Origin of the sequence: Crenobacter luteus, from assembly GCF_004345725.1 — a bacterium.
Taxonomy (GTDB): Bacteria; Pseudomonadota; Gammaproteobacteria; order Burkholderiales; family Chromobacteriaceae; genus Crenobacter; species Crenobacter luteus.
In genome coordinates, this window is the sequence record NZ_SLXG01000027.1 from 1 (window position 1) to 24,576 (window position 24,576).

Genomic DNA, 24,576 nt, shown 5'->3' on the forward strand with positions numbered 1-24,576 from the left:
CTTCGAGCGGCGGCTGGACACGCATTACGCCTTGCTCAAGCTGGCTTGTTCCTTGATCTGCTTACGCTTTGTCGAGCGGTTTTGTTAGCGGCTCTTAATGGGAGGCGGGGCCGTCATGCCGGCGCGGCGCCGTTGGGCAGATGACCGGCAGTCGTGAAGGAGGAGGTCATGTCGAAAGGCAGCAGCGGCGGCCAAGGCGGAGGCAAAGGCGGAGTCGGTAGCGGTGGTCGCGGCCCGTCCAGCCATCCGGGGCCCGGGGGGAACTGGCCCAGCACAACGCCTAACCCCTCGGGTGGCGGGCGCGGCAATGCGCCACCAAGAGGAAAGGGCAAATAACACCGCGAGATGGCCCCGGACTGTCCGGGGCAGTTCAAATGAGCAGTTCAAATAGATCGATCCACCCCGGAAAACTGGCAGTACCTCGGCGAGTAGATCGCCGCCAAATGAAAATCGCCAGATGCACGGCCCGTTGGGCGGTACATCTGGCGATTCGTGTTTGTGGCGGAGGTGGTGAGATTCGAACTCACGGACGGCGCAAACCGTCGCTGGTTTTCAAGACCAGTGCCTTAAACCACTCGGCCACACCTCCGGATAACGCGGAAACGATTTTCCGACACGCGGAAACGCATCCAGAAAAATCAAGGCTTGCCGCCCTGACTCATCGGTTTTCAAGACCGGTGCATTAAACCACTCTGCCACGCTTCCGCGAAAAAACCTCGCGGCATACTAGCGGAAAAACGCCGCGCTGGCTAGCCGCGGCGGTCGCCTCAGGTGTTGGCGGTCAGCATCTCGGCCGCGTGCTGGCGCGTGGTGTCGGTGATTTCGGCGCCGCCGAGCATGCGCGCCAATTCCTCGACGCGCGCGTGCTCGTCGAGCGGGCGGATGCGGCTGCTGACGCGGCCGGCCTCGCTGCGCTTCTCGACCTGCCAGTGCGCGTCGCCGCACGAGGCGACCTGCGGCAGGTGGGTGATGCACAGCACCTGGTAACGTTGGCCGAGCTGCTTGAGCAGGCGGCCGACCACCTCGGCGACGCGGCCGCCGATGCCGACGTCGACCTCGTCGAAGATCAGCGTCGGCACGCTGGCGATCTGGCTGGTCACCACCTGCAGCGCGAGGCTGATGCGCGACAGCTCGCCGCCCGAGGCGACCTTGGCCAGCGGCCTGAGGCTGGTGCCGGCGTTGGCCGCGACCAGGTATTCGACCGACTCGAGGCCGTTGGCCGACGGGTCGGACTGCGGCGCCAGTTCGATCGCGAAGCGCGCGCCGCCCATCGCGAGCGACTGCATCTGTTCGGCGATGCGCGCGGACAGCTCGCTGGCCGCCTGGCGGCGTTTGCCCGACAGCGCCTCGGCGAGGCTGCGAAAGCGCGCCAGGTGCGAGGCCTCGGCGCGCGCGAGCGCGTCGAGGTCGGCCGAGGCTTCGAGCGCGGCCAGCTGGCGCTGCCAGTCGTCGAGCTTTTCCGGCAGGTCGGCCGGCTGCACGCGGTACTTGCGCGCCATGCGCATCAGCGTGTCGATGCGCGCCTCGACCTCGACCAGGCTTTGCGGGTCCTCGTCGACGCCGCCGGCGTAGTCGCGCAGGCTGTAGACCACCTCGCGCAGCTCGGCGTCGACCGAGTCGAGCAGCGCCAGCGTGTCGGCCAGCCGCGGGTCGAGGCCGGCGAGCTTGCCGAGCCGGCCCTGCACCTGCGCGAGGACGGACAGGCAGTTGCCGTCCATTTCCGACAGCGCGTCGACCGCCAGTTGCGTCGTCTGCACCAGCTCGACCGCGTTCGCCAGCCGCGAGTGCGTCTGGTTCAGCGCGTTCCACTCGTCCGGCTGCAGCTCGAGCTCGGCCAACTCGTTGATCTGCCAGGTCAGCCGTTCGCGCTCGACTTCGGATTCGCGCGAGCTCTTTTCGGCGTCCTCGCGCGCGCGCCGCGCCTGCTGCCAGTCGGCCCAGGCGGCGCGCACGTCGCGCGCGAGCGCCTGCGCGCCGGCGTAGGCGTCGAGCAGCTCGCGCTGCGTGTCGGCCTTGACCAGCGACTGGTGCGCGTGCTGGCCGTGGATGTCGACCAGGTAGTCGCCGACCGTCTTCAGTTGGCCGAGCGTCGCCGACTCGCCGTTGATGAAGTTGCGCGAGCGGCCGTTCTTGTCGATCACCCGGCGAAGCAGGAGTTCGCCGTCGTCGCCCGAGAGCGCGTTGTCGGCCAGCCAGGCGGCCAGGTCGGGCAGGGTGGCGATGTCGAAGTGGGCGGCCAGTTCGGCCCGGTCGGCGCCTTCGCGCACCAGCGAGCCGTCGGCGCGGTCGCCGAGCAGCAGCGACAGCGCGTCGAGCAGGATGGATTTGCCGGCGCCGGTCTCGCCGGTGAGCACGGTGAAGCCGGGGCCGAATTCCAGTTGCAGCGCGTCGACGATGACGAAGTCGCGGATCGAGAGCGTGAGCAGCATGGCGCAGGTTCTATTCAGAGCAGTCGTTCGCCCCAGTGCAGCTTGTGCCGGAGCATGTCGTAGTAGTTGTAGCCGACCGGGTGCAAGAGGCGCAGCGGGTTGCGGTGGCGGCGGATCAGCACGCGGTCCATTTCCATCAGGTCGAAATGCGACTGGCCGTCGAAGTGCACGCGCGCGTCCAGGCCGCGCGTGAGCATGAACTCGACCTCGCAGTCGTCGTTGACCGCGATCGGGCGGTTGCTCATCGATTGCGGGCAGATCGGCACCAGCGCGATCGCCTGCAGCGTCGGGTGCAGGATGGGGCCGCCGGAGGCGAGCGAGTAGGCGGTCGAGCCGGTCGGCGTCGACACGATCAGGCCGTCCGAGCGCTGGCTGTAGACGAACTGGTTGTCGATGAAGATTTCGAACTCGATCATCGAGCCGACCGCGCCGCGGCTGAACACCACGTCGTTCAGCGCCAGCGCCTGCGCGACCTCGGCGTCCTCGCGGATCACCGACGCCGACAGCAGGATGCGCTCCTCGGGCAGGAATTCGCCGGCGAGGATGGCGTCGACCGACGACTCCATCTCGTGCAGCGGGATGTCGGTCATGAAGCCGAGCCGGCCCTGGTTGATGCCGACCAGCGGCACGCGGTAGGGCGCCAGAAGGCGCGCGATCGACAGCATGGTGCCGTCGCCGCCGAGCACCACGGCCAGGTCGACCACCTTGCCCAGGTCGGCGCGGTCGATCAGCTGGTGCGGGCCGGCTTCCTCGGGCGTGGCGCTGTCGCGGTCGATGAACACCGTGATGCCGTTGCCGGCCAGGTGATCGGCCAGCGCGCGCAGCGAGACGACGATGTGGGGTTTGCTGTGCCGGGCGACCAGCCCGACTTTCTTGAACAGGGTTTGCATGGCGTGATTGTAATGGCTGCCCGGCTCATTCCGGGCGTTTCTTGCCGGTGGCCTCGAGCGCGCGCAGGTAGAAGCGGATCAGGTCGGCCAGCGAATGGACGTTGAGCTTGTCGAACAGGTTGGCGCGGTGCACGTCGACGGTGCGCGGCGACAGGTGCAGCTGCTGCGCGATCTCCTTGCTCGACAGCCCGTCGGCGATCAGGTCGAGTACCTCGCGCTCGCGCGGGCTGATGCGCGCGAGCTGGTTCAGCACCTCCTCGGTCTCGGCGCGCTGCTCGTGTTGCTGGATGCACATGCGGATGCCGCGCTTGAGGCCGTCGAGCAGGCGCAGCGGGTCGACCGGCTTGGTCAGGAAGTCGATCGCGCCGTTGCGGAAGGCGCGGCTGCACTCCTCGACGTCGCCGTGGCCGGTGATGAACAGGATCGGCAGCTGCATATTGCGCGCGCACAGCATCTCCTGCAGCGCCAGCCCAGTGATCTGCGGCATGCGGATGTCGAGCACCAGGCAGCCGATCTCGCCGTTCCGGTAGTGCTGCAGGAAGCTTTGCGCGTTCGGAAAGCCGCTGACCTGCAGGCCTTGCGCGGCGACCAGCATTTCCAGCGAGTCGCGCACCGCGGGGTCGTCGTCGACGATGAATACGGTCGGGGTTTGCGTTGTTGTCATATTGTTCTTTCGCTCGCCGCTTGCTGGGCGAAGTGTCCCGGGGACAGCCGGGGCAGCTCGATGCGGAATTCGGCGCCGCCTTCGAGGCGGTTGCGCGCAAAGAGCCGCCCCCCGAATGATTCCACAATGCTGTGACAAATGGTAAGCCCCAGCCCCATGCCGTGCTGCTTGGTGGTGAAGAAGGGATCGAACAGGTGGTCGAGCACCTCGTCGGGCAGGCCGCAGCCGTTGTCGCGCACGCTCAGGCAGACCTTGTCCTGTACCAGGCTGGTCTCCAGCGTCAGCTCGCCCCAGTCCGAGCGCGTCTGGACCGCGTCGATCGCGTTGCGCAGCAGGTTGAGGATGACCTGCTCGATCTGGATCGTGTCGGCGAACACCAGCGGCAGGCCGGGGGCGAGGTGGGTGCGGACGTGGATCTGGCTGGTGCGCAGGTCGTACTCGGCGAGGCTCAGCACGTTGCCGACCGACAGGTTCAGGTCGACCGGCACCCATTGTTGCTGCGACTTGGTGACGAAGGCCCTCAGGCGCTGGATGATCTGGCCGGCGCGCTCGGCCTGGGTCATCGACGAATGTAGCGCCTTGACCACCATTTCCTTGGGCGGGTCGTCGTCGCCGAGCAGGCTGAGCGCCGCCTGGCAGTAGCTGACGATGGCCGACAGCGGCTGGTTCAGCTCGTGCGCGATGCCCGACGCCATCTCGCCCATGGTGTTGAGGCGGGCGACGCGCGCCAGCTCGACCTCGTGCTGGCGCAGCCGCTTCTCGCTCGCTTCGAGCGCCTCGAGCATGCGCTGGCGCAGCGGCGCGGTGTTGCGGAAGGCCATCACCGCGCCGAACAGTTCGCCGCTGCGGTCGAACAGCGGCGAGACGCTGCCCTCGATCAACAGCGTCTCGCGGTCGGGCGGCGCCAGCACGCAGTTCTCGGCGAGATCGACGGCCTGGCCGCGCTGCAGGCACAGCACGATGGGGTCGGCGACCGCCTGGCGCGCGAATTCGTAGCGCAGCTGCATGGTCTGGTAGACCGGACGGCCGACGGTCTGCTCGGGCTCGACGCCGAGCAGCTTGACCGCCATCGGGTTCAGGTAGCGCACCCGCATCTGGGTGTCGACGGTCAGCACCGCGTCGTTGATCGCCTGCAACGTCACCATCGCGTGGCCGCGCTCGCGGTACAGGTCGTCGACCGCGTCCTCGTGGTGGCGGTGGGTGCGGATGTTCTGCGCCATCACCACCGCGCTCAGGTAGGCGAGCAGGCCGGAGAAGGCGAGCGCCGCGAGCAGGATGCTGGGCTGGATCACGCCTTCGGGGACCTGTTCCTCGATGACGAGCTCGTAGGGGAAGTAGGGCACGTCGACCGGCAGCCGCATGCTCAGCCGCGGCAGCAGCAAGACCTCGAGCGAGCTGGGGTTGGCCGAGGGCGTGCCCTGGTACAGGGTCTTTTCCAGCGGCGTCGGCGCGTCGCCGTACAGCGACAGGCTGACGCTGATGCGGCTGCTGGGCGGGTAATGCTGTTCGAGCAGGCCGTTGACGCGCACCATCAGCACTACCGCGCCGCTGGCCTGCTGCGTGCGTTGCTCGGGCTCCTCGGGCGGTGGCGTGGTGTGGTAGATCGCACGCGCGTAACCGAGCGCCGTTTCGCCGTTCATCATCACGAACGGCGTGGTGACCTCGGTTTCGCCGCTGCGGAAGGCCTTCTGCAAGACCGGTCCGAACAGGCGGTCGTTCAGCATGTCGAAGCCGGTCAGCGCGTCGTCCTCCTTGGCCAGCGCCGGCGCGGCGATCAGCCACGGATAGTAGAGCGCGCGCGGCGGCGCGGGCACCCAACCGCGACGGTTGCGCCAGTCGTTGGCGATCGCCATCGGGTGGTCCTTGATGTAGGGGGCGCTCGGGTCGGTCAGCGGCAGGCTTTGCTCGAAGGCGGCGCGTTCGTTGGCACCGACGCGCGGCAGATAGCTCATCGTGTAGATGAAGGGATAGCGGCGCGACGCTTCGAGGGCGTAGTTGTAGAAACGGTCGACGCTGAGCCCGGGGTGGTAGCCGAGCATCTCGCTGAGGCCGAACAGCAGCGTCTCGCCGACCTTCAGCCGCGATTCGAGTTCCTGCTTGATCTGGCGCGCGGTCTGCTCGAAGCCCTCGCGGTGGCGCTCGAGCACCAGCGTATGGCCGAACAGCGCGAGCGCACCGCCGAGTGCCAGCCACAGCAGCAGCACGAGCAGCCAGCGCCTGGCGGGCAGCTCGCGCAGCAGCGCCAGGTGGGCGCGCAAGCGCCCGGTCGGCGCTTCGCCGCGGCCGACGGCAGGCCCCGTCCTCACGCGCCTCCCCCGGCGGGCGTCGTGCGCGGTGGACGGGGCCGGGCGGCGGACGGGGTGGCGAGACGGCGCCAAGTCATGTTTTTGTCGTTAGTTTTTAGTTTCAATTAGTTATTTGAACTTAAATTGGCGCGCCGTCCGGTGCGGGGCGCTACGGTCCCTATTTTGCCAGACGGTCGGGGAAGTCGCCGAGCAGCTTGCGCAGTTTGGGCGTGATCACCGCCTGGCAGTAGGGGGCGTAGGGGTGGGCGTCGAAATAGCCCTGGTGCTCGTCCTCGGCCGGGTAGAAGGTCGACGCGGGCGCCAGTTCGGTGACGACGGGATCGGCGAAACGGCCGGATGCATCGAGCGCGGCGATCGCCGCGCGCGCCGTGTCGCGCTGCGCGTCGTCGTGGAAGTAGATCGCCGAGCGGTACTGGGTGCCGACGTCGTGGCCCTGGCGGTTCAGGGTGGTCGGGTCGTGCAGCGCGAAGAAGACCTCGAGCAGCGTCGGGTAGTCGATCGTGGCCGGGTCGTATTCGATCCGCACGGCTTCGGCGTGGCCGGTGTCGCCGCCGCAGACGGCGCGGTAGTCCGGGTCGGGCAGGTGGCCGCCGGTGTAGCCGGAGACGACGCGCCGGACGCCGGCGAGCCGCCGGAAGGCGGCCTCCAGGCACCAGAAGCAGCCGCCGGCGAAGGTCGCGACAGGGGTCATGATGGTTCTCCTCGGTTTCGGGGGGGCGTCGGTCGCTCAGTCGGCCGGGCCGCCGCGTGCTGACAGTATCGGACAGTCCAGCCCCAGCGCGAGCCGCACGGTATGCGTCTGGATGGCGACGGTGTCGGCGATCGGCTCGGCGTAGCCGCCGGCCATCGCGACCGCCAGCGCGACGCCGTGCGCGCGGCAGGCGTCGATCACCCGGCGATCGCGCTCGGCCAGGCCGTGCATGCTCAGGCCGAGCCGGCCGAGCCGGTCGCCCTGGTAGGGGTCGGCGCCGGCCAGGTAGAACACCAGGTCGGGCCGCGCGCGCGCGAACAGCGCCGGCAACGCGTCGTCGAGGGTGGTCAGGTAGTCGGCGTCGCCGATCGCGTCGGGCAGGTCGATGTCCCAGTCGCCGGCCACCTTGCGGAAGGGGAAGTTCTTCTCGCCGTGCATCGAGAAGGTGAATACGCGCGCCTCGTCGCGGAAGATCGCCGCGGTGCCGTTGCCTTGGTGCACGTCGAGGTCGATCACCAGCACGCGGCGTACGCGGCCCTCGTCGAGCATCAGCCGCGCGGCGACGGCGACGTCGTTGAACACGCAAAAGCCGCTGCCGTGCGCGACGGCCGCGTGGTGCGTGCCGCCGGCGAGGTTGACGCCGACGCCGTCGACAAGCGCGCTGCGCGCCGCGGCGACGGTCGCGCCGACCGAACGCGCCGAACGCTCGGCCAACTCGGGCGACCACGGAAAGCCGATCTCGCGCCAGCGCGCCGACGGCAAGGAGCCGTCGAACACGCCGCGCACATAGTCGGGCGCGTGGACGCGGGTCAGCTCGGCGAAGGTGGCGGCCGGCGCCTCTTCCATCCGAGCGGCGGCGAAGGCGGCAACGGCTTCGGCCAACATGCGGTATTTGCAGACGGGAAAGCGCTGCCGGTCCGGCAGCGGCAGGGTGAAGCGATCGGTACGGTAGATGCGCATCGCAAGGGGAGGTAAACGGGTGTCGCGCTCAAGCCTGAGCGGGCTTGTGGCAAGACCTCGGGATGGTGGGCGGGACCTTGTCAAGCGCGCGGCGGCGGGAGCTAGAAAGCCTTGACCAATGCGAAGCGCGGCTGCGCGCAGCCGTCGACGCTGACGCTTTCGTCGAACATCGCCGCAGGGCGGACCCAGAGGCCGAAGTCGCCGTACAACGCGCGGTAGACGACCAGCGGCTCTTCGCTCTCAGAGTGCCGGGCGAGGCCGATCACCTCGTACAGTTCGCCTTTGTAGTGCCGGTAGATGCCGGCGACGGGCTGGGTCATTCCAGTCTCCAGAAGGGGATGAACAGGGGCAGGTGGCGCTCGCCGACCTTGAGCGTGACGTCGCGCCGGATGCGCTGGCCCGGCGCGGTCGTCTCGAGCAGGCGGGCGCCGCGGCTGAGCGGGGCGACGCGCGGCGTGGTCGCGTGTCCGGTCTGCTCGACGACGACGGCGGTCTGGCCGTTCTCGAGCTCGACGAAGCTGCCGGACGGGAACACACCCAGTGTCCTGACCAGCAGCGACACGTACTGCGGCGCGAAGGGCTCGTGCGTCTGCTGGTAGAGCTGGGTCAGCGTGGCGCGCGGCGTCATCCGGCTGCGGTAGCTGCGCGGCGTCAGCTTGGCGACCACCACGTCGAGCAGGTGCAGCAGGTGGGCGGACGGCACGATGGCCTCTTCGGCGAGGCCGAAGGGATAGCCGCGGCCGTCGAGCCGCTCGTGGTGCGACAGCACCAGCGCGTGCAGATTGTCGTCCTCGACGCCGCCTTCGCGCAACAGCGCCGAGCTGATCAGCGGATGCAGTTGCAGGTTGAGGCGCTGTAGCGACGAGGGCGGCGACTCCTGGCGCGCCATCTCGTTGTGCAGTCGGGCCGCGCCGAGGTTCATCGTCAGCGCGGCCATCACCAGGCGGTCGCGATCCTCGTCGGCGTAGCCGAGCGCGCGCGCGAAGCGGCAGGCCAAGAGCGCGACGCACAGCGAATGGTGGGCGGTGTAGTCCTGCCACGGGCACAGCAGCATCGCGGCGACGCCGCCGTCGGGCGAGCGCCGCTCGACCTCGACGATGCGTTCGACCAGCGGCGCGAACAGCCCGGCCAGGTCGAGCAGACCGGGACCGAGCAGCAGCAGGGCGGACAGGTGGCTGGCGAGCGCCGGCATTTCCTCGAGCGCCGCCGCGCCGCGTGGCGGCAGCGGCGGCAGATTCAGCAGCGGACGCTGCTCGAGCAGTTCGGCCCGGAACGATGGTTCGAGAAAAAAGCGCCCCGGCCCGTCCTGTAAAATGCGATTACGCACGAACAGGCTGCTTGGCAATTCGAAATCCATTTTTTATTCCTTATGGGCAGCGTATGCCCAATTAAAGGTCATCTGCCCGCCGCACGGCAAGCCGGGACGGCCCGCGACACGGTGTACAATGCCGGGTTTTCCTGTCCGGACCCCGACATGAAGTTGATCCTCGCCCCGATGCAAGGCTTGGCCGATCCGATCATGCGCGACGTGCTGACCCGCGTCGGCGGCATCGACGAGGCGGTGACCGAGTTCGTGCGCGTCACCGACACCTTGCTGCCGGCGCGCACCTTCCTGCGCCTGTGCCCCGAGCTGCGCGCCGGCGGCAAGACGCGCGGCGGCGCGCCGGTCAGCGTGCAGCTGCTCGGCTCCGAGCCCGGCTGGCTGGCCGAGAACGCGGTGCGCGCGGCCGCGCTTGGCGCGCCGGCGATCGACCTCAACTTCGGCTGCCCGGCACCGACCGTCAACCGCCACCGTGGCGGCGCGGTGCTGCTCGACGAGCCCGAGCTGATCCACCAGATCGTCAAGGCGGTGCGCGACGCGGTGCCGGCGGCGGTCCCGGTCAGCGCGAAGATGCGGCTCGGCTACGCCGATACCTCGCGCGCCTTCGATTGCGCGCACGCGATCGAATCGGCCGGCGCGGCGCTGTTGACGGTGCACGCGCGCACCAAGGTCGAGGGTTACAAGCCGCCGGCGCACTGGCACTGGATCGCGCGCCTGCGCGAGGCGGTCAGTCTGCCGGTGGTCGCCAACGGCGAGGTGTGGACGGTCGATGACTGGCGCGCGATCCGCGCCGAGAGCGGCTGCGACGCGGTGATGGTCGGGCGCGGCCTGGTCGCCGACCCGGGGCTGGCCGGCCAGATCCGTGCCGCCGCGCAAGGGGTGGAGGGCGAGCCGCTCGCCTGGCCGGCGCTGTTGCCGTGGCTGGAGGATTTCTTTGCGCTGTGCCGCGCCGAGGCCGAGCACTACGCGGTCGCGCGGCTCAAGCAGTGGCTCGGCCAACTCAAGCGCCGCCATCCGGAGGCCGACGAATTCTTCGCGTGCATCCGCACGCTGCGCGAGGCGGCGGCGGTCGCCGACGCACTGGCGGCGGCGCGACGCGAACGCTGATGCGTCAGTTGCGTCGTGCCGCCGCGGCGGTGCGGCGGCTGCAACAGGAACGGGCCGGCGTACCGGCCCGTCGTTTTGCTTGTGCTACGGCTCAGACGAACTCGACCGGCACGAAAAAGTCGCGGCCGGTGCGCGAGACCAAGACTTGCGGGCGGCCCTGGCTGACGGTGCGGAAGGAGCGCGGCAGGCGGCGCCAGTCGCGGAACTTCATTTTCATCGCGTCGGGGACGGTCGGGATGTTGCGGGCACTGGCCATGTTCACTCCTCCTTATTTCATCGGGTGGATCACGTTGGTGACCACCCCCCAAATGAAGAAAGCGGCGTCTTCCGGCACCGGGATCGGCCGGTAGGCCGGGTTTTCCGGCATCAGCCACACGCGCTCGCCGTCGCGCTCGAGGCGCTTGACCGTCAGCTCGCCGTCGATCACCGCGACGACGACCTTGCCCGGGCGCGCCTCGATCGAGCGGTCGACCAGCAACAGGTCGCCGTCGTGGATGCCGGCGTTGACCATGGAGTCGCCCTGCACGGTGACGAGGAAGGTCGCCTGCGGGCGCTCGACCAGCAGGGCGTTCAGGTCGATGCCGGCCTCCTTGAGGTCGTCGGCCGGCGCCGGCAAGCCCGCCGGCACGCGGCTGGCGAACAGCGGCAGCGACAGGTCCGACAGTTGTTCGCTGAGTACGCGCAGATTGCTGACGTCGGCGCTTTTTACCGATAGCAGCTGCCGGTAGTCTTCCAGCCACGCATCGAGCACCGGGCGCAGCCGCTCGGGAATGCGCACCGCCACCGTCTTGTCGCCCTCGAAGCGCGGCTTGCGTCCTGCGCCTTCGCGTCTGCCGCCTTGGCTCATGATTTCTGTCCTTTGCTGCTCGTTCCATTTGATTGTGTACGATATCAATGCGCGCGGCAAGCGCCTTCGCTGTGCACCCGGCAAACCAAGCGTTTGTCATTATTGACGGGGGCAATACCCCTGTTCACAAGCCGGGTGCTTTCGACGGGGCTTCCCGTTACAATCAGGAGGAACCATTAGAACGACAGGGACGGGCAGAACCCATCATGCTGGCTGACCGCTTCGGACGTACCATCGAGTACGTCAGGCTCTCGGTGACAGACCGCTGCGACCTCCGCTGCAGCTACTGCATCCCGAAGGGCTTCAAGGGCTTCGAGGAGCCGGAAAACTGGCTCACCTTCGACGAGATCGAACGGGTGATCGGCGCGTTCGCGCGCCTGGGCACGCGCCGCGTGCGCCTGACCGGCGGCGAACCGCTGCTGCGTCGCAACCTGCCCGAGCTGGCCGGCCGGCTGTCGGCGCTGCCCGGGCTGACCGACCTGTCGCTGACCACCAACGCCACACAACTGGCACGGCACGCGCAGGCGCTGAAGGACGCCGGCGTCAGCCGGCTCAACATCAGCCTCGACTCGCTGCGGCGCGACTGCATGGCCGACATCACCGGCCGCGACAGCCTGCCGGCGATCATGGACGGCCTGATGGCGGCCAAGGACGCCGGCTTCGCGCCGATCAAGCTGAATATGGTCGCGATGCGCGGCGTCAACGACGGCGACATCGAGGCGATGGTCGGCTTCTGTATCGAGCACGGCTTCGTGCTGCGGCTGATCGAGGCGATGCCGATGGGCGACACCGGCCGCAACGCGCACTACCTCGACCTGCAGACCGTGCTGCCCGCGCTGCGCGAGCGCTTCGGCCTCGTGCCGCAGTCGGCCGAGCTCGGCGGCGGGCCGGCGCGCTACTGGAGCACGCCGGACGGCGGCTTCACGCTCGGCGTGATCACGCCGATCTCGCAGCACTTCTGCGCGACCTGCAACCGCGTGCGGCTGTCGGTCGACGGCACGCTGTACATGTGCCTCGGCCAGGAGGAGCGCTACGAGCTGCGCCCGCTGTTGCGCGCCGGCTGCAGCGACGCCGAGCTCGAGGCGGCGATCCGCGCGGCGATCGAACTCAAGCCGGAGAAGCACGAATTCCGCGAGAAGCCGGACAAGATCGTGCGCTTCATGTCGATGACCGGCGGCTGAGCCCCTCGGCCAACGCCGACTCGCTTCGCAAGGCAGGCGTTTCGCCTGCCTTGTCCTTTTCTGGGTTATGGGGTGGGGACTCGCGGGGCCGCTTTCGCGCCGCCCGCCTGCGGCGGGAGTCGCGGCTAGATAGATATTTGTCATAACCTGGCGCCGCTGCGACGCCTATACTGTGGGCTTTTCCTTGCCAGGAGATCCTGATGTCCATATCGCTGACGCCGGGCCCGGACGGGCTCTATACCTTGTGCGACGCCTTCGGCGGTCGTACCCGGACCTACGTGACGGCGCCCGAGTTCATCGAGCAGACCCTCGGCGCGGACGAGTTCGCCGCGCTGGCGCCCGAACAGCTGATCCGGCTGGCGCAGGCCTGCCGCGACGCCGCCGTGCCGCACGCCGAGGACCTGGTCTACTTCTCGCCGCCGGTCTGAGCGCCGCTTACAGATAGCGCGTCCACAACACCCTGACCGTGGTCGCGCCGCCGCTGGAGGGCGTCGTCGAGGTGTCGCCCGGCGTGAAGGTGGACGGCAGGTTGCTCAGGTTGATGGTCGTGCTGTTGCCCCAGTTGTTGCTGGTGCCTCTGCCCTGGTTGGCGACGGTGATGTAGCCGTGGATGGTGGTGCTGCCGCTGGTCGTCAGCGTGTCGCCGGCCAGCACGCTGCCGTAGACGGCGTTCGACGCGCCGAGCTTGATCTGGCCACCCGAGAACACGCCGTTGACGTAGCCGCCGGCGAGGAAGGCGATGTTGCCGGCCGGACTCGGGGTCAGCTTGCCGGCGGACAGGTCGCAGAAGTTGCTCGGGTAGAGGCCGGAGAAGGTGCCGTTCTGGCAGATCTTCGCGTAGCCGGCGTAGTTGACCGCCGTGGTCGAATGACTGCCGCTGGTTTCGATGTCGCCGCTGGCGATGAAGCTGTTGTAGTAAATGCCGTTGCCGGCGGTCAGCTTGCCCTTGAACCACACCACGCCGGGCGCCAGCGTGGTGCCGTTCAGCAGCCAATTGTCTTTGCTCGAACCCGCGAAACAGTTGTTCTGGTCGGAATAGCCCTGGCAGATCTTCGCCACCGGCGTCGCCGTGCAGCGGCCCGAGCCGTCGACGGCGGTACATAGATAGTTGTACACCGTCGAGCCGTTGAGCACGGTCGAGCCGAGAAAGTAAGTGCCGTTCGGGATGCTGGCGACGTTGTTGACGGTGACGACGATGCGGTTCTGCGCGTCGAAGTCGAACGCGTAGTTGGCGGCCGAGCGGTAGTCGTAGGCGTCGACCTTGGTCTGCGTGACGGTGACCGCCGAGACCGGCGTGATCGGTACCTTGAGCCCGGGCACGACGCTGACCTTGATGTCCTTGTTGCTCGCGTTGTAGCTCGCCGTGCCGCCGACCTTGCCCTGGATCGGCCCGCCCCAGCCGTCGACGGTGAGGTTGCCCTGCGCCAGCAGGCTGGCGATCGGGCTGCTGGTCTTGGTCAGCAGGCTGCCCTGGGTGTTGACGTTGGCCACCTTGCTGCCGCCGTTCGAGATCGTCACGTTGCCGATCGCGTTGATCGTCGTCGCGCTGCTGCCGGCGAAGGTCACCGCCTTGTTCGCGTTGATGACGACGACCGTCGTGCCGCCGCTGGTCGTGACGTTGCCCAACGTGTTGACGGTGCCGTAGCTGCCGTTGCTCAGCGAGACGTCGTCGTTGGCGTTGATGGTCTGGATGGCCTGGCTGCCGCCTGCGGTAACCTTGCCGGTCGCGTTGACCGTCTCGATGCCCGCGACGCTGCCGGTCAGCGTCACGTTGCCCTTGACGTTGAAAACCGCGTTCTTGCCGCCGTTGACCGTCACCGAACCGCTGAGGTTGAGATCCTTGCTCAGCGTGATGACCTGGTCCGGGCCGCTGGTGCCGCCGCCGCCCGCCGCGCCGCCCTCTACCCGGTAGACGAGCTGCACCGTCGACACCGCACCGCCGCTGCTGGCGGCGACGTTGACGGTCAAGGTGCTGCCGCTCGCGTCGGCGACGGCCGACACCACCTGGGCCGAGACGCCGCTCGCCGCGCTGCCGCCGAAGGTGAAGGTCGAGCCCGGCTGCAGCTTCTTCGCCTCGGCGGCGCCGACGCCGAGCAGATACTGGCGCACCCATTCGGCGCCGTTCCAGGCCTTCACCTGCGCCTGCGTGACCGCGTGCAGCGTCTGCGCCGCCTCCTGCGCGCCGCCGACCTTGTTCATCGCGTTGAACACCACCGCCGACAGCGACATGCCGACCAATAGCACGGTCAGCACGGCGGCGATGCCCTTCTGGCGGGACGGGAATGGGGGAGTCGTCGGGCGCATGGTCGTCACGAGGCGAAGTTGGGCAGGCAGATCGCGTAGCTGTTCGCCGAGTCGCGCGTGCTGTTGCCGTAGGACAGGATGACCTGGACCTTGCCGACGGTGGCAAGGCCCGAGGCGTTGGCCGAGGCGCCGAACGGCCAGCAACTGGCGGCGTTGCCGACCGTGATCGACAACGCCTGGCTGGCGTCGAGCAGGTTCGGCGCGATCAGCGTGTTCGCCGTCCATTGGCCGCCGCTCCACTGTGCGGCGAGGTTGCTGCACGACGGCCGTTCCAGCCGGTAGACGGCGTGGGTTTTCCGGTTAACGTACAGCCCTTGGCATACGTAGGCGCTGCTCGCCGACGCCTGGAGCGGGTTGCTTTGCCACAGCAGCGCGTTGCCCGCCGCCGCAACGACGCCGATCGCCACCGTGCTGCCCGAGGCTACGGTCATCTGGTTGTTCGACACGGCCATGCTGGCGTCGCGGACGAGCAGCAGATGGTTGGCCGAGCTGGCCGAGGCGATGCCGAACCCGGCCCCCTGCAGGCTGAGCTGCGCCGCCAGCAGGCCGTTGTTCAGCTGGGCGTCGAGCTCGGCGCTCGGCGCCGCGCCGCCGGGACCGAAGGTCGTGCGGGTCGCGTTGCGGTACAGCGCGAACAGGCCGAGCACGACGACGAGCGACAGCGTCAGCCCGACCATCAGCTCGACCAGGGAAAAGCCGTGTGGCGCTTGCTTGTTCATGATGTCAGGGCTCCACGCGCAGGGTGCCCGGTCCGAGCAGGGTGCCCGACGAGGCGGTCAGCGCCGGCACCGTGGTGCTGGCCGTCACCGTGCCCGCCGCACCCTGCGCCTGGACGGTGACGCTCTGGACCGTGCATTGGTACTGGATAGTGATGTTCTGCGACGCGGTCAGGTCGTGCAGCTGTGCGGCCGACGCGTTGGCGCCAGCGCACAGCGGCGCGGACGCCAGCATCGCCCGCATCTTGCCGAGCGTCAGGTTTTGCGCGTTCAGCGTCTTTTGCGCGCCGGCGACGTTCATCGCGGCGAAACCGAGCCCCAGGCCGAGCACGGCGGTCAGGAACAGCGCGACGAGCGCCTCGAGCAGCGTCAGGCCGCGCTGCGCACGGCGTCCGTGTTCAGATGAGGGTGCCGGTGACACTCTGGCTGCCTTTCGTGACGATGTAGGCCGGCGCTTGCGCACAGGCGGTGCCGCCGACCGTAGCGGCCAGCGGCAGGCCATGGCTGCCGAAGGCCACGCAATGCGTGCTCTGTCCGGCCAGCCTGACCTCGGCCGAAAGCGGCGTCGACCAGGCGGCGTTCGCGCAGCCGAGCGAGGCCGGCGTACCGTCGTGCACGCACAGCGTGCCGCCGGACACGACGAGCAGCGCGGCCGGCGCTCCCGAGTTCGCCGCCGACGCGTTGCGCAGCGCGTGCGCCTTGGCGCGCGCGACCGCGCCGAGCAGCGCGCTGTGCGCCTGCCGGACGTTGGCCGAATCGGCCCAGCCAGTGCCCAGCGGAACGATCAGAAGGGCCAGCAGCGCGAGCAGCGCCAGCACGATGGCGGTTTCGACCAGCGTGAAGCCCCGCCGGACCTGCCTTACCATGAGGTGAATCCGCAGGGCGAGGTTGCGCTGCGTGCGTTGGCGCTGTTCAGCGAGAGCTGACAGCCCTGCATCGACCCGCCCGAGGCGCCGGTCGCGGTCAAAGTGTAGCCGCTGGCACTCGAGACGGCCGAGAACACGAATAGACCCTGCTGCGCCGGCGACCAGGCGGCCGCCGACGCGTTCGCGCCGAGCAGGGCCTGGACGGCGGCGGTGTTCGACGCGTTGCCGGTCGGGTATTGCAGCTTCAGCTGGTAGTAGTTTTCGAAGTTCAGGCCGAGCGCGACCAGGTCGGCCGAAGCCGTCCGGGCGTGACTGCGTGTGACGTACTCGCGGTAGGTCGGCAGCGCGACCGCGGCGAGGATGCCGAGCACGGCGACGACGACGAGGAGTTCGATCAGGGTGAAGCCGGACAGCCGTTCGCGGTGGCGCTGTCCTTGGCATGCGAAAGGCATAAATCTGCTTGTAAAATCGAAAGTGTTAATTCGGCAGATTCTAACCGCGCCGGCACGGGTAGGCCAGCCCGCCGGCGGCACGAACCGGGCAAGGGCTTGCTGCGCGGAGTGGGCGAGCGCAGCCCGGGGCAAACCGCAGCGGGCGGCTCAGCGTCGTGCGTCGCGCGAGCCGAAGATGGCGTCGAGCACCGATTCGATCGCCTCGCGCTGGCGACGCGCGGCGGCGTTGCGACAGTCGGCCGGCGTCTGCATCGGGCTGCCGCAGAGGCTGCGGTTGTGCAGGGACTGAATCAAGTAGATGCGATCGCGATGCTTCTGGTCGTGGCTAATCACAATCAATCCTCCCTGTGGTCCTTCCGGCGGCCGTCTGTTCCGGTCGCCCGGGAAGGGGAGTGGCCGATCGATGGCGCAAAGCGCCGGACCGCGCCGCAAAGCGTCGGAGGCCGGCGAGTCCATCATCGGATACGATTGTTACCGTTTCGCCATTTCTTCCAGCATAGGCCGCTGCGGCCGCGGCCGTTGCACCGACGCGACACGACCGGCGGTCGCGCACGAAAAAGGCCTTGCCGCACGGCAAGGCCCGGGATGACGAGCGCCGCGCCCGACGGGGGCCCGGCCGACCAGGGGCGGTCGCGCGCCGGCGTCAGTAAGTGCGCTCCGGCACCAGCACGGTACGGTTGCCGTTGCTCTCCATCGCCGACACCAGGCCGGCTTCCTCCATCTGCTCGATCAGGCGCGCGGCGCGGTTGTAGCCGATGCGCAGGTGGCGCTGCACCGACGAGATCGACGCCTTGCGCGTGCGCATGACGATCTCGACCGCCTCGTCGTACAGCGGGTCGGCCTCGCTCGCGCCTCGACCGCTCTGCGCGGCGGCGGCCGATTCCTCGTCGGCCTCGGCTTCGCCAGTCAGAAGACCCTCGACGTAGTCGGGCTCGCCGAACTGCTTCAGGTGCTCGACCACCGCGTGCACCTCGGCGTCGGTGACGAAGGCGCCGTGCACGCGCTGCGGGTAGCCGGTGCCCGGCGGCAGGAACAGCATGTCGCCCTGACCGAGCAGGCTCTCGGCGCCCATCTGGTCGAGGATGGTGCGGGAATCCACCTTGCTCGACACTTGGAAGGCGATCCGGGTCGGGATGTTGGCCTTGATCAGGCCGGTGATCACGTCGACCGACGGGCGCTGCGTGGCGAGGATCAGGTGGATGCCGGCGGCACGCGCCTTCTGCGCCAGCTGCGCGATCAGCTCCTCGATCTTCTTGCCCGCGACCATCATCAGGTCGGCGAACTCGTCGACCACCACGACGATGAAGGGCAGCGGCGCCAGCGGCTCGGGGTTGTCCGGCGTCAGCGTGAACGGGTTGCTCAGGCGGCGGCCGTCTTCCTCGGCCTTGAGCACCTTTTCGTTGTAACCGGCGAGGTTGCGCACGCCGAGCGCGCTCATCAGCCGGTAGCGGCGCTCCATCTCGCCGACGCACCAGTTGAGCGCGTTGGCGGCGAGCTTCATGTCGGTGACCACCGGCGCCAACAGGTGCGGGATGTCGTTGTAGACCGACAGTTCCAGCATCTTCGGGTCGATCATGATGAAGCGCACCTGGTCGGGCGAGGCCTTGTACAGCAGCGACAGGATCATCGCGTTGACGCCGACCGACTTGCCCGAACCGGTGGTGCCGGCGACCAAGAGGTGCGGCGCCTTGGCCAGATCCATCACCACCGGCTCGCCGGTGATGTCTTTGCCCAGCGCCATCGTCAGCAGCGAGTTCGACCCCTGGAACACCTCGGCCGACAGGATCTCGGACAGGCGGATCATCTGCCGCACCGGGTTCGGCAATTCGAGCCCCATGCAGGTCTTGCCGGGGATGGTCTCGACCACGCGGATCGACGCCAGGCCGAGCGCGCGCGACAGGTCCTTCATCAGGTTGACCACCTGGTTGCCGCGCACGCCGACCGCTGGCTCGACCTCGTAGCGGGTGATCACCGGGCCGGCGTAGGCGTCGACCACGCTGACCTTGACCTTGAACTCGGCGCACTTCTCCTCGATCACGATGCCGCGCTCGATCAGCATGTCCTGCGAGCAGGCCTCCTGCGCCGCCGACGCCGGCTGCAGCAGTTCGAGCGGCGGCAGGCAGGCGTCGCCGTACACCACGGGCAGCGCCGCGTGCTGCTGGGGGGCGGGCGGTTCGGCCGGCGTGGGCTCGGTCTGCGGCGCGGCGACCGGGGGCGTCTCGTCAGGGGGCGTGGCGCCGCGCGGGCTTTCGGTGTCGTCGTCGATCAAGGTCCACGCCAAGGGGCGCGGCGACGTCGCCTGTGTTGCCGCCGGCTTTTCCTCGATCAGCGTCCACGGCAGGGTCGGTGCCGTCGCGGGGGCGGGTTCGGCCAACGTCGTGGCCGGCGGTTCGACCGCGGGCGCCGCGATATGCGCGACAGGGACGGCAGCCGCCTCGGCGGGGGGCGGGACGTCGAGGGGCGCGACCGTGACGGCCTTGGCTGCGGCGTCGGTGGCGGCTGGACCGGGCACCGAAGCCGCCTCGAGCGAAGGGGGCTTTTGGGGCGCGGACACCGCGGAATGGGGCGCATCGATCGGGATGTCGGGGGAGGGGTTGGCCGAGCCGGCGGCATCCGACGCGTTCACGGTGGCGGCCTCGACCTGTTCGGCACGTTCCGCGGCAGGGCGCTCCAGCGGCTGCGCTGCGCCGGCGGCGGACTCGATCAGAGGAAGCGGCGCCGCGACGGCCGTGGCGGCTTCGGGTGGCGCCGGCTTGAGCTGTTCGGCGCGCGCCTCGCGCATCTTCTCGGCGAAACCCGGTTGAGGCGCGATGGGCGCGGTCGCCGCGGCGGCGGGGCGCGACGGAGGCGAGGCAGGGGTGTGCGCGGCCGACGGCGCGGGGCGCGGCGTGGACGTCGCCGTGCGGGACGGCTGTGTCCGGAGCGGCACGACGGGCGCAGGCTTGCCCGCCGGCGCGGCCTCCCTCGCCAGAATGCGCGACACGCTGCTTTCGGGCGCGGCACCCTTGAGCCGGTGGCCGTGCAACTGGCGCAGGCTGGCCTTGACCTCGTTCGGGTCGACGAGCGGCAACGCGTCGCCTTGCCTGGCCGTGTCGCCCCCCAGGGGCGCGCGGCGGCGGCGCTGCTGGCGCCAGGCGTTGCTGAGGTTGTCGCGCAGTTCGGACAGCTCGATCGTCGGCAGCGGCGCCGCATCCGCCGGCCGCTCCTTGCTGGGCTGGTAGCGCTTTTTCAGGGCGTCACGGTCGATGTCGACCGGCGGCAGCGCGCGCGGCGCCGTGTCGGGTGACGGGGTGCGCGAGCGGGCGAGCTCGACGGGGCTGCCCGACGGGATGGCGGCCGGTGCCTTGGGCGGGGCGAGGGCCGCGGGCGTCGGCTGCGGCGCGGCGACGCGGCGGGGCGGCTCGGCGGGAGCGGGCGGCGCGGCCGATGCCGCCATCCAGTCCGGACCGTCGTCCAGCGACTCCCCGGCCCAGTAACGCCGCAGCGCTTTGCGCAGCGCGGTACGGCCGGTCGCTTCCAGCCACACGACGCCGGCGGCCACCCCCATTAATACCAGCAAAAACAGCACAGCCCACACGGTCGACATCCAGAGTTCGTTTCGGTTACACGCGGCGCAGCGATCGAGGATGGCTGCGGCCGAAGAGGGGCATTGTAGCGGGGTCGGCGCCGCGCGGAAACGCGCCGCGCGTGGCTGTCCGGCAGCGGCATGGCGCGCTCGAGCCGGCCGGGCCGAGTCACCCGTGCCGTCCCGCGTTTCAGCGCTCAGGCCAGTTGGCGTAGCGCTGTTCTATGCGTGCCGCCGTGCCGTCCTGACGCATCGCGTCGAGCGCAGCCTGCAGGCGTTGCAGCGTCGCGTCGGGCGTCGCCGGGTGGCAGGCCAGGTAGAGGTCGACGCGCCGGAAGCGCAGCACGGGGACGATGCTGTCGCGCCAGCCGTTCTGCTGCACGAAGCGGTTGGTCGAATAGCGGTCGGTGACCCAGAGGTCGATCCGTCCGCTGAGCAGCTTCTGCGGGTTGCTCAGGTCGTCGAGCGCGGTTTCCACCGTATAGCCGCGTTCGCGCAGATAAGTGTCGCGTGCGTCGCCGTTGTAGCTGCCGATCCGGTAGGGCCGGGCATCCTCGAGGCGGGCGATGCTCAGGCGTCGCTCGGCCAACGCGTACAGCACCCACTCGCTCTGCGCCAGCGGCCCGACCCACTTGAAACGCGCCGCGCGTTCCGGTGTGCGCGTGGTCGAGTAAACGCACTGCCCGGACCGGGCGGCGGCGAACTGCAGCGCGCGTTTCCACGGCAAAACGTCGAAACGCGCCTCGAGCCCGGCACGGCCGAGCGCCTCGCGCAGCTTGTCCGAAACGAAGCCGGTGACGAAGCCGCGCTCGGACATCTGGTAAGGCGGGTACTCTTCGGTGGCCAGGTCGAGCCGCTCCCCCGCCGACGCGGGCAGCATGGTCAGACACGACACGACGCCTGCCGCGAAAAGGCGGGGCGGCAAGCGGAAAATCGATGGCTTGTGCATTGCGACATCGTCGGGCAGCGCGTGACAAGCGGCAATTGGGGATAGCGCAGCCGGTCAACGCGCGAAGCCCGCGAGGGGCGAAAGCAAACGGGCCTTGCAGCGCTGCAAGGCCCGTCGTATCTGGTGCCGGCGAAAGGAGTCGAACCCTCGACCTTCTGATTACAAGTCAGTTAGTTAAAACGGCTGAAAGCCAATAACGGCGGCCATTTCGGATGGTGGACTATCTAATATTTATGTCGATGACAAGCCGTGCGCGCCCCAAAATGCAAGGGTTCCAGCCTTGTCTAAAACGGGGTTTTAGACAGTTTTATTTCACGCCCTTGCCCCTGCGGATCGCGCGCCGATCGTAGACGCGATGCAGGATGGTGTCGTCGGCGTGGCCGGTGGTGTTCTTGGCGTCTTCGCCTTGATCGAGCAGGTCGGTCGCGCCTTTGGCGCGCACGTCGTGGAAGTGGAAACGCTCGTGTCCGGCGTCCTCCCACGCCCGCATCACTTTCTGGACCAGGGCGTTGAAGCCGCTGTCGGTGTAGGGCTGGCCGGTGCGGCTCGACACGAAAAGGTGCCGGCTGTGGGGCGGGCGGGGCAGGGCCTTGGCGCGGCCGACGGCCTCGAGCAGCTTCGGCGCCCACGCGACCAGCACGGTGACGGGCCGGCTGTGACGGGTTTTCTGTTGCCTGACCAGCAGGCCGTCGTCACGGATCGCGTCGAAGGACAGACGCAGCACGTCCTGCCGACGTTGCGCGGCCAGGTAGGCCAGCTCGATGGCGGCCGCCACCACCTGCCCGGTCGCCAGGGGCTCGTGGTACGCCTTGGCGGTCGCCTGGCGCGTGCCGTCCTGGCGCTTGGTCAGCATCCCGTGCCGGAGGTTGCGCGCGAAGGCGATAAAGCGCTGCAGCTCGTCGTCGCCGACGTAGCGGTCGCGCGGCACTTCCTTGTTGCGGGTCACGCCCCGGCAGGGGTTGGTTTCCACGATGCCCCAGCGCATCGCCATGGTGAACACGTGCGACAGCAGCGCCTTTTCGCGGTTGCCCGCCACGGCCGCGCCCTTGGCCGCCCGGTAGTCCAGATACTGCGCGACGTGCACGGGCTTGATCTCGTCCGGGCGGAAGTCGCCAAACGCCGCTTCGAGCAGTTTGATCTGCCGTTCCTGCTCCTTGCGCGTCTTGGCCGCCTTGGCCGGCAGCACTTCCACCGCGTAGCGGTTGAACACCGCCGCCATGCCTTGTGCCGGCAGCCGGCAGGGCGCCTCCAGCTCGACCCAGCGGCGCTTGGCCTCGTTCAAGTCGGCCGACAGCCGGATCCATTTGTTTTCCTTGGTGACGTAGTAGTACGCCCCGTTTTTGCGGTACATGCGCGGCGGCAGGTCTCGGTTCGTGCGGCGCGGTCTGGCCATGGTTACCTCGTGCTGGCTCTGTCCAGCGCATCAAGATTGATGGAACGGGTGCTGGGTTGCGGCTGGGCGTCGCCGAGCGGTTCTCCCAGCGCCTGGCGGAACACCGCCGCCGAAACGATAGGCCGGCCGCTGGCGCTTTTCAGGTGCGGGATCCGGTTCGCCTCCAGCCATTCGCACACCCGCTTTGCCAGCTTGTAGCCGGACAGTCGCTTCAGCTCCTCGAACGATACGATGGCGTCTTCCATCTTCTCTCCCAATCAAACGCCGCCCCAGCGGGCGGCGGTTCTGTTCAGTGGCGTGCCGGGGTTGGCCCGGCGCCACGCGTCCATTTCCTGTTCGTTCATGCCGTTCTCGCAAAAGCAAACCGCCCGGCGGGTTTGGCTCGGGCGGTAGGCGGGTTTGCGGTGGGGCTGCGTGGTTGGGCGCTCACTCGGCATCCTCCAGCGCCTCGCGGCCGAGGGCGGCGAGGGTGCAGGGGGAGCGGTTCGGCGCGGACGATCATGGCTGGTCTCCAGTGTTGGCCGAGGGCTCGGCGGCAAAAGAAACGCCCGGCTGTCGAGGCGCGGGCGGCGGGTGGCGGTTCAAGGTCGGCCGAGCTTATTGCTGGCGCTGCAATGCTTTTGAATGGTCAGGTGCGAGTTTTGATAGCCGAGTAGGCCCGGTTCGGGTGGCGGCCAAGCGTTGCTCAGCGCGCTAGCGAGTAGAACAGGTCGGCCAGTTCGGCCGGTTCGAGCCGGCCTTCCGCCACGTCGACCATGATGTCTTCCAACTTGGCGCTGCGCGTCAGGCTGATGCCTTGCAGGTCGAGATAGGTGAGCGCCGTCACCAGCGCGGTGCGCTTGTTGGCGTCGTTGAAGCAGTGGCCGCGCGCGATCGCCACGGCGTACATGGCGGCGATCTCGTAGATGTCGTCGAGCCCGTCGTAGACGATGCGGTGATCGATGCGGGCCAGCGCGCCGTCCAGCCGGCCGGGGTCGTGGTGGCCTTGCAGTCCCGGCTCTTCGGACAGGATGAAGTCGTGAATGTCGATGACGAGGCGGGCGTCGATCATCGGTCGGCGAGGGCCTTGATGACCTTTTTGTGGGCGGTGAAGACCCGCTTGGCCGCAGCCAGCGTCACGCGCTCGCCGGCGTCACCTTGCAGCGAGAGGGCGGCCGGCGGGGTGGGCGCGGGCCGGTGCTTGATCTTGATGCCGTACGATTTGGTGGCGGTGCTCATCGTCATTCCTTGGGCTAAAGCGGTTTTTTTGATTATACCCGTGCATCGTTCGGGCGTGCTTGGTTCCGGCTGCGGCCATCGGTCAGTGCTCCTCGTGCCACGCGATGCGGATCTGCATCGGCGGGTCTGGGCGTTGCAGGTAGGGCTGGATGCCGCTCGCCTGGACGGGCTCGAAGCCGTAGCAGCGGATAGTGTCTTGCGCCGCCTGCCACTCGCCCGGGTGCAGCCACAGCGTGTAGCGTGGAGTCGGCTCCAGTGACACGGTCGGTTGCACCGTAAAGCCCTCCCTTTTCAGGGTCTCGGCCAACCGGGCTAGGGTATGGGTGTTTTCGAGCGTAACGTCTTCGCAGGCATAGCGCAGCGCCAGCGCGGTGGCGTCGGTCTGGCGCCGAATCGCGGCGTACAGCATCTGGTGGGCGGTCAGCAGGCTCATTTCGGCAACTCCCTCACGATCGGCAGAATCGCCGCGCACCACAGCGTGGCAACAAGCAGCACGCCGGCGGCGAAGCTGAGGCCACGCAGGAAGTAGAGCACCATCAACGCGCGGATGAATTTCCAGTCGGGGCGGGCGTCGCCCAGCGCGCTGCCGGCGCCGGGGCGGATGAATGGGGGTAGGGTCATGCTGACCTGCCCCCAGGATTAGGGCCAAGACCTACTTGGTAAAGTCGGTTAAAAATTTCTGCTCCTGCTCCGCTTGTTCCCTCATGCGGAAGCCTG

Annotated in this window: 27 protein-coding genes and 1 tRNA gene; 3 read left to right on the forward strand and 25 right to left on the reverse strand. The window is 68.7% G+C overall.

Going from position 1 to position 24,576, the window contains the following annotated elements:
• Positions 1 to 499 precede the first annotated feature (499 nt).
• From EV683_RS12755 to EV683_RS12795, 9 genes are all read right to left on the reverse strand, one after another.
• Positions 500 to 589, reverse strand: a tRNA-Ser gene (locus tag EV683_RS12755).
• Positions 590 to 767: 178 nt separating this feature from the next.
• The gene (recN, locus tag EV683_RS12760) at positions 768 to 2,429 is read right to left on the reverse strand and encodes a DNA repair protein RecN (protein ID WP_131863034.1); all 1,662 of its coding nucleotides are present in this window, start codon (positions 2,427 to 2,429) and stop codon (positions 768 to 770) included.
• Between the two features lie 14 nt (positions 2,430 to 2,443).
• Positions 2,444 to 3,319 carry an NAD kinase gene (locus tag EV683_RS12765; RefSeq protein WP_131863035.1) on the reverse strand — a complete coding sequence of 292 codons (876 nt, stop codon included), beginning with the start codon at positions 3,317 to 3,319 and terminating at the stop codon, positions 2,444 to 2,446.
• Between the two features lie 25 nt (positions 3,320 to 3,344).
• Positions 3,345 to 3,983: a response regulator transcription factor gene (locus tag EV683_RS12770; RefSeq protein ID WP_131863036.1), complete on the reverse strand. Its 639-nt coding sequence runs from the start codon at positions 3,981 to 3,983 to the stop codon at positions 3,345 to 3,347.
• Positions 3,980 to 6,241, reverse strand: coding sequence for an ATP-binding protein (locus tag EV683_RS12775; protein ID WP_066610064.1), 2,262 nt, complete (start codon positions 6,239 to 6,241; stop codon positions 3,980 to 3,982). The genes EV683_RS12770 and EV683_RS12775 overlap by 4 nt, the downstream gene beginning before the upstream one ends.
• 205 nt (positions 6,242 to 6,446) lie before the next feature.
• Positions 6,447 to 6,980, reverse strand: a complete 534-nt coding sequence (msrA, locus tag EV683_RS12780; RefSeq protein WP_131863037.1) for a peptide-methionine (S)-S-oxide reductase MsrA — start codon at positions 6,978 to 6,980, stop codon at positions 6,447 to 6,449.
• A gap of 36 nt (positions 6,981 to 7,016) precedes the next feature.
• Positions 7,017 to 7,940 carry a histone deacetylase family protein gene (locus EV683_RS12785; RefSeq protein WP_131863038.1) on the reverse strand — a complete coding sequence of 308 codons (924 nt, stop codon included), beginning with the start codon at positions 7,938 to 7,940 and terminating at the stop codon, positions 7,017 to 7,019.
• A gap of 101 nt (positions 7,941 to 8,041) precedes the next feature.
• Entirely contained in the window at positions 8,042 to 8,260 is a 219-nt protein-coding gene (locus tag EV683_RS12790) for a DUF1653 domain-containing protein (RefSeq protein ID WP_131863039.1), read from the reverse strand.
• Entirely contained in the window at positions 8,257 to 9,297 is a 1,041-nt protein-coding gene (locus tag EV683_RS12795; protein ID WP_066610056.1) for an HD-GYP domain-containing protein, read from the reverse strand. The genes EV683_RS12790 and EV683_RS12795 overlap by 4 nt, the downstream gene beginning before the upstream one ends.
• A 117-nt stretch (positions 9,298 to 9,414) precedes the next feature.
• On the opposite strand from EV683_RS12795, the gene EV683_RS12800 reads away from it, so the two are divergent.
• Positions 9,415 to 10,368: a tRNA dihydrouridine synthase gene (locus EV683_RS12800; protein ID WP_131863040.1), complete on the forward strand. Its 954-nt coding sequence runs from the start codon at positions 9,415 to 9,417 to the stop codon at positions 10,366 to 10,368.
• A gap of 91 nt (positions 10,369 to 10,459) precedes the next feature.
• Here the strand turns inward: EV683_RS12800 and EV683_RS14325 are convergent, their stop codons facing one another.
• Positions 10,460 to 10,624, reverse strand: coding sequence for a hypothetical protein (locus tag EV683_RS14325; RefSeq protein ID WP_156485850.1), 165 nt, complete (start codon positions 10,622 to 10,624; stop codon positions 10,460 to 10,462).
• Between the two features lie 12 nt (positions 10,625 to 10,636).
• Positions 10,637 to 11,215: a LexA family protein gene (locus EV683_RS12805; RefSeq protein ID WP_066610052.1), complete on the reverse strand. Its 579-nt coding sequence runs from the start codon at positions 11,213 to 11,215 to the stop codon at positions 10,637 to 10,639.
• A 206-nt stretch (positions 11,216 to 11,421) separates the two neighbouring features.
• Here EV683_RS12805 and moaA point away from each other — a divergent pair, with 206 nt between their 5' ends.
• Positions 11,422 to 12,396, forward strand: coding sequence for a GTP 3',8-cyclase MoaA (gene moaA / locus EV683_RS12810; protein ID WP_066610050.1), 975 nt, complete (start codon positions 11,422 to 11,424; stop codon positions 12,394 to 12,396).
• Positions 12,397 to 12,596: 200 nt separating this feature from the next.
• Complete coding sequence (locus EV683_RS12815) at positions 12,597 to 12,824, forward strand: hypothetical protein (RefSeq protein ID WP_066610049.1); 228 nt, start codon at positions 12,597 to 12,599, stop codon at positions 12,822 to 12,824.
• A 7-nt stretch (positions 12,825 to 12,831) separates the two neighbouring features.
• On the opposite strand, the gene EV683_RS12820 is transcribed toward EV683_RS12815, so the two are convergent.
• The 14 genes from EV683_RS12820 to EV683_RS12895 all read right to left on the reverse strand — a co-directional run bounded on the left by EV683_RS12820 (position 12,832) and on the right by EV683_RS12895 (position 24,480).
• Positions 12,832 to 14,700 carry a hypothetical protein gene (locus EV683_RS12820; RefSeq protein WP_131863041.1) on the reverse strand — a complete coding sequence of 623 codons (1,869 nt, stop codon included), beginning with the start codon at positions 14,698 to 14,700 and terminating at the stop codon, positions 12,832 to 12,834.
• A 5-nt stretch (positions 14,701 to 14,705) separates the two neighbouring features.
• A complete protein-coding gene (locus tag EV683_RS12825; RefSeq protein WP_131863042.1) occupies positions 14,706 to 15,419 on the reverse strand; it encodes a PilW family protein in 714 nt (237 codons plus the stop codon).
• 4 nt (positions 15,420 to 15,423) lie between these two features.
• A complete protein-coding gene (locus EV683_RS12830; RefSeq protein WP_165916836.1) occupies positions 15,424 to 15,837 on the reverse strand; it encodes a PulJ/GspJ family protein in 414 nt (137 codons plus the stop codon).
• Positions 15,815 to 16,282, reverse strand: coding sequence for a pilus assembly FimT family protein (locus EV683_RS12835; protein WP_131863044.1), 468 nt, complete (start codon positions 16,280 to 16,282; stop codon positions 15,815 to 15,817). Before EV683_RS12835 ends, EV683_RS12830 begins: the two co-directional genes overlap by 23 nt.
• On the reverse strand, positions 16,276 to 16,734 hold the full coding sequence (locus EV683_RS14730) for a type IV pilin protein (RefSeq protein WP_131863045.1): 459 nt from the start codon (positions 16,732 to 16,734) through the stop codon (positions 16,276 to 16,278). Before EV683_RS14730 ends, EV683_RS12835 begins: the two co-directional genes overlap by 7 nt.
• 147 nt (positions 16,735 to 16,881) lie before the next feature.
• Positions 16,882 to 17,028: a hypothetical protein gene (locus tag EV683_RS12845; protein ID WP_156485848.1), complete on the reverse strand. Its 147-nt coding sequence runs from the start codon at positions 17,026 to 17,028 to the stop codon at positions 16,882 to 16,884.
• Between the two features lie 349 nt (positions 17,029 to 17,377).
• Complete coding sequence (locus tag EV683_RS12850) at positions 17,378 to 20,320, reverse strand: DNA translocase FtsK (RefSeq protein ID WP_279432284.1); 2,943 nt, start codon at positions 20,318 to 20,320, stop codon at positions 17,378 to 17,380.
• 169 nt (positions 20,321 to 20,489) lie between these two features.
• Positions 20,490 to 21,194: a substrate-binding periplasmic protein gene (locus EV683_RS12860; RefSeq protein WP_165916838.1), complete on the reverse strand. Its 705-nt coding sequence runs from the start codon at positions 21,192 to 21,194 to the stop codon at positions 20,490 to 20,492.
• A 361-nt stretch (positions 21,195 to 21,555) separates the two neighbouring features.
• Positions 21,556 to 22,599 (reverse strand): tyrosine-type recombinase/integrase, encoded by a 1,044-nt coding sequence (locus EV683_RS12870; RefSeq protein ID WP_165916839.1) that lies wholly within the window; start codon positions 22,597 to 22,599, stop codon positions 21,556 to 21,558.
• 44 nt (positions 22,600 to 22,643) lie between these two features.
• Positions 22,644 to 22,886 carry a DUF4224 domain-containing protein gene (locus EV683_RS12875; protein WP_131863049.1) on the reverse strand — a complete coding sequence of 81 codons (243 nt, stop codon included), beginning with the start codon at positions 22,884 to 22,886 and terminating at the stop codon, positions 22,644 to 22,646.
• Between the two features lie 440 nt (positions 22,887 to 23,326).
• Positions 23,327 to 23,692 (reverse strand): type II toxin-antitoxin system death-on-curing family toxin, encoded by a 366-nt coding sequence (locus EV683_RS12880; RefSeq protein ID WP_131863050.1) that lies wholly within the window; start codon positions 23,690 to 23,692, stop codon positions 23,327 to 23,329.
• Positions 23,689 to 23,859, reverse strand: coding sequence for an acetyltransferase (locus EV683_RS12885; protein ID WP_131863051.1), 171 nt, complete (start codon positions 23,857 to 23,859; stop codon positions 23,689 to 23,691). The genes EV683_RS12880 and EV683_RS12885 overlap by 4 nt, the downstream gene beginning before the upstream one ends.
• An 82-nt stretch (positions 23,860 to 23,941) precedes the next feature.
• On the reverse strand, positions 23,942 to 24,292 hold the full coding sequence (locus EV683_RS12890) for a hypothetical protein (RefSeq protein WP_131863052.1): 351 nt from the start codon (positions 24,290 to 24,292) through the stop codon (positions 23,942 to 23,944).
• The gene (locus EV683_RS12895) at positions 24,289 to 24,480 is read right to left on the reverse strand and encodes a hypothetical protein (protein ID WP_131863053.1); all 192 of its coding nucleotides are present in this window, start codon (positions 24,478 to 24,480) and stop codon (positions 24,289 to 24,291) included. Before EV683_RS12895 ends, EV683_RS12890 begins: the two co-directional genes overlap by 4 nt.
• Positions 24,481 to 24,576: the final 96 nt, after the last annotated feature.

What these genes read in the sequence shown, in the direction of transcription:
- recN (WP_131863034.1), bottom strand. Translation starts at nt 2,429, where the DNA reads ATGCTGCTCACGCTCTCGATCCGCGACTTCGTCATCGTCGACGCGCTG.
- EV683_RS12765 (WP_131863035.1), bottom strand. Translation starts at nt 3,319, where the DNA reads ATGCAAACCCTGTTCAAGAAAGTCGGGCTGGTCGCCCGGCACAGCAAA.
- EV683_RS12770 (WP_131863036.1), bottom strand. Translation starts at nt 3,983, where the DNA reads ATGACAACAACGCAAACCCCGACCGTATTCATCGTCGACGACGACCCC.
- msrA (WP_131863037.1), bottom strand. Translation starts at nt 6,980, where the DNA reads ATGACCCCTGTCGCGACCTTCGCCGGCGGCTGCTTCTGGTGCCTGGAG.
- EV683_RS12785 (WP_131863038.1), bottom strand. Translation starts at nt 7,940, where the DNA reads ATGCGCATCTACCGTACCGATCGCTTCACCCTGCCGCTGCCGGACCGG.
- EV683_RS12790 (WP_131863039.1), bottom strand. Translation starts at nt 8,260, where the DNA reads ATGACCCAGCCCGTCGCCGGCATCTACCGGCACTACAAAGGCGAACTG.
- EV683_RS12795 (WP_066610056.1), bottom strand. Translation starts at nt 9,297, where the DNA reads ATGGATTTCGAATTGCCAAGCAGCCTGTTCGTGCGTAATCGCATTTTA.
- EV683_RS12800 (WP_131863040.1), top strand. Translation starts at nt 9,415, where the DNA reads ATGAAGTTGATCCTCGCCCCGATGCAAGGCTTGGCCGATCCGATCATG.
- EV683_RS14325 (WP_156485850.1), bottom strand. Translation starts at nt 10,624, where the DNA reads ATGGCCAGTGCCCGCAACATCCCGACCGTCCCCGACGCGATGAAAATG.
- EV683_RS12805 (WP_066610052.1), bottom strand. Translation starts at nt 11,215, where the DNA reads ATGAGCCAAGGCGGCAGACGCGAAGGCGCAGGACGCAAGCCGCGCTTC.
- moaA (WP_066610050.1), top strand. Translation starts at nt 11,422, where the DNA reads ATGCTGGCTGACCGCTTCGGACGTACCATCGAGTACGTCAGGCTCTCG.
- EV683_RS12815 (WP_066610049.1), top strand. Translation starts at nt 12,597, where the DNA reads ATGTCCATATCGCTGACGCCGGGCCCGGACGGGCTCTATACCTTGTGC.
- EV683_RS12820 (WP_131863041.1), bottom strand. Translation starts at nt 14,700, where the DNA reads ATGCGCCCGACGACTCCCCCATTCCCGTCCCGCCAGAAGGGCATCGCC.
- EV683_RS12825 (WP_131863042.1), bottom strand. Translation starts at nt 15,419, where the DNA reads ATGAACAAGCAAGCGCCACACGGCTTTTCCCTGGTCGAGCTGATGGTC.
- EV683_RS12835 (WP_131863044.1), bottom strand. Translation starts at nt 16,282, where the DNA reads ATGGTAAGGCAGGTCCGGCGGGGCTTCACGCTGGTCGAAACCGCCATC.
- EV683_RS14730 (WP_131863045.1), bottom strand. Translation starts at nt 16,734, where the DNA reads ATGCCTTTCGCATGCCAAGGACAGCGCCACCGCGAACGGCTGTCCGGC.
- EV683_RS12850 (WP_279432284.1), bottom strand. Translation starts at nt 20,320, where the DNA reads ATGTCGACCGTGTGGGCTGTGCTGTTTTTGCTGGTATTAATGGGGGTG.
- EV683_RS12870 (WP_165916839.1), bottom strand. Translation starts at nt 22,599, where the DNA reads ATGTACCGCAAAAACGGGGCGTACTACTACGTCACCAAGGAAAACAAA.
- EV683_RS12875 (WP_131863049.1), bottom strand. Translation starts at nt 22,886, where the DNA reads ATGGAAGACGCCATCGTATCGTTCGAGGAGCTGAAGCGACTGTCCGGC.
- EV683_RS12880 (WP_131863050.1), bottom strand. Translation starts at nt 23,692, where the DNA reads ATGATCGACGCCCGCCTCGTCATCGACATTCACGACTTCATCCTGTCC.
- EV683_RS12885 (WP_131863051.1), bottom strand. Translation starts at nt 23,859, where the DNA reads ATGAGCACCGCCACCAAATCGTACGGCATCAAGATCAAGCACCGGCCC.
- EV683_RS12890 (WP_131863052.1), bottom strand. Translation starts at nt 24,292, where the DNA reads ATGAGCCTGCTGACCGCCCACCAGATGCTGTACGCCGCGATTCGGCGC.
- EV683_RS12895 (WP_131863053.1), bottom strand. Translation starts at nt 24,480, where the DNA reads ATGACCCTACCCCCATTCATCCGCCCCGGCGCCGGCAGCGCGCTGGGC.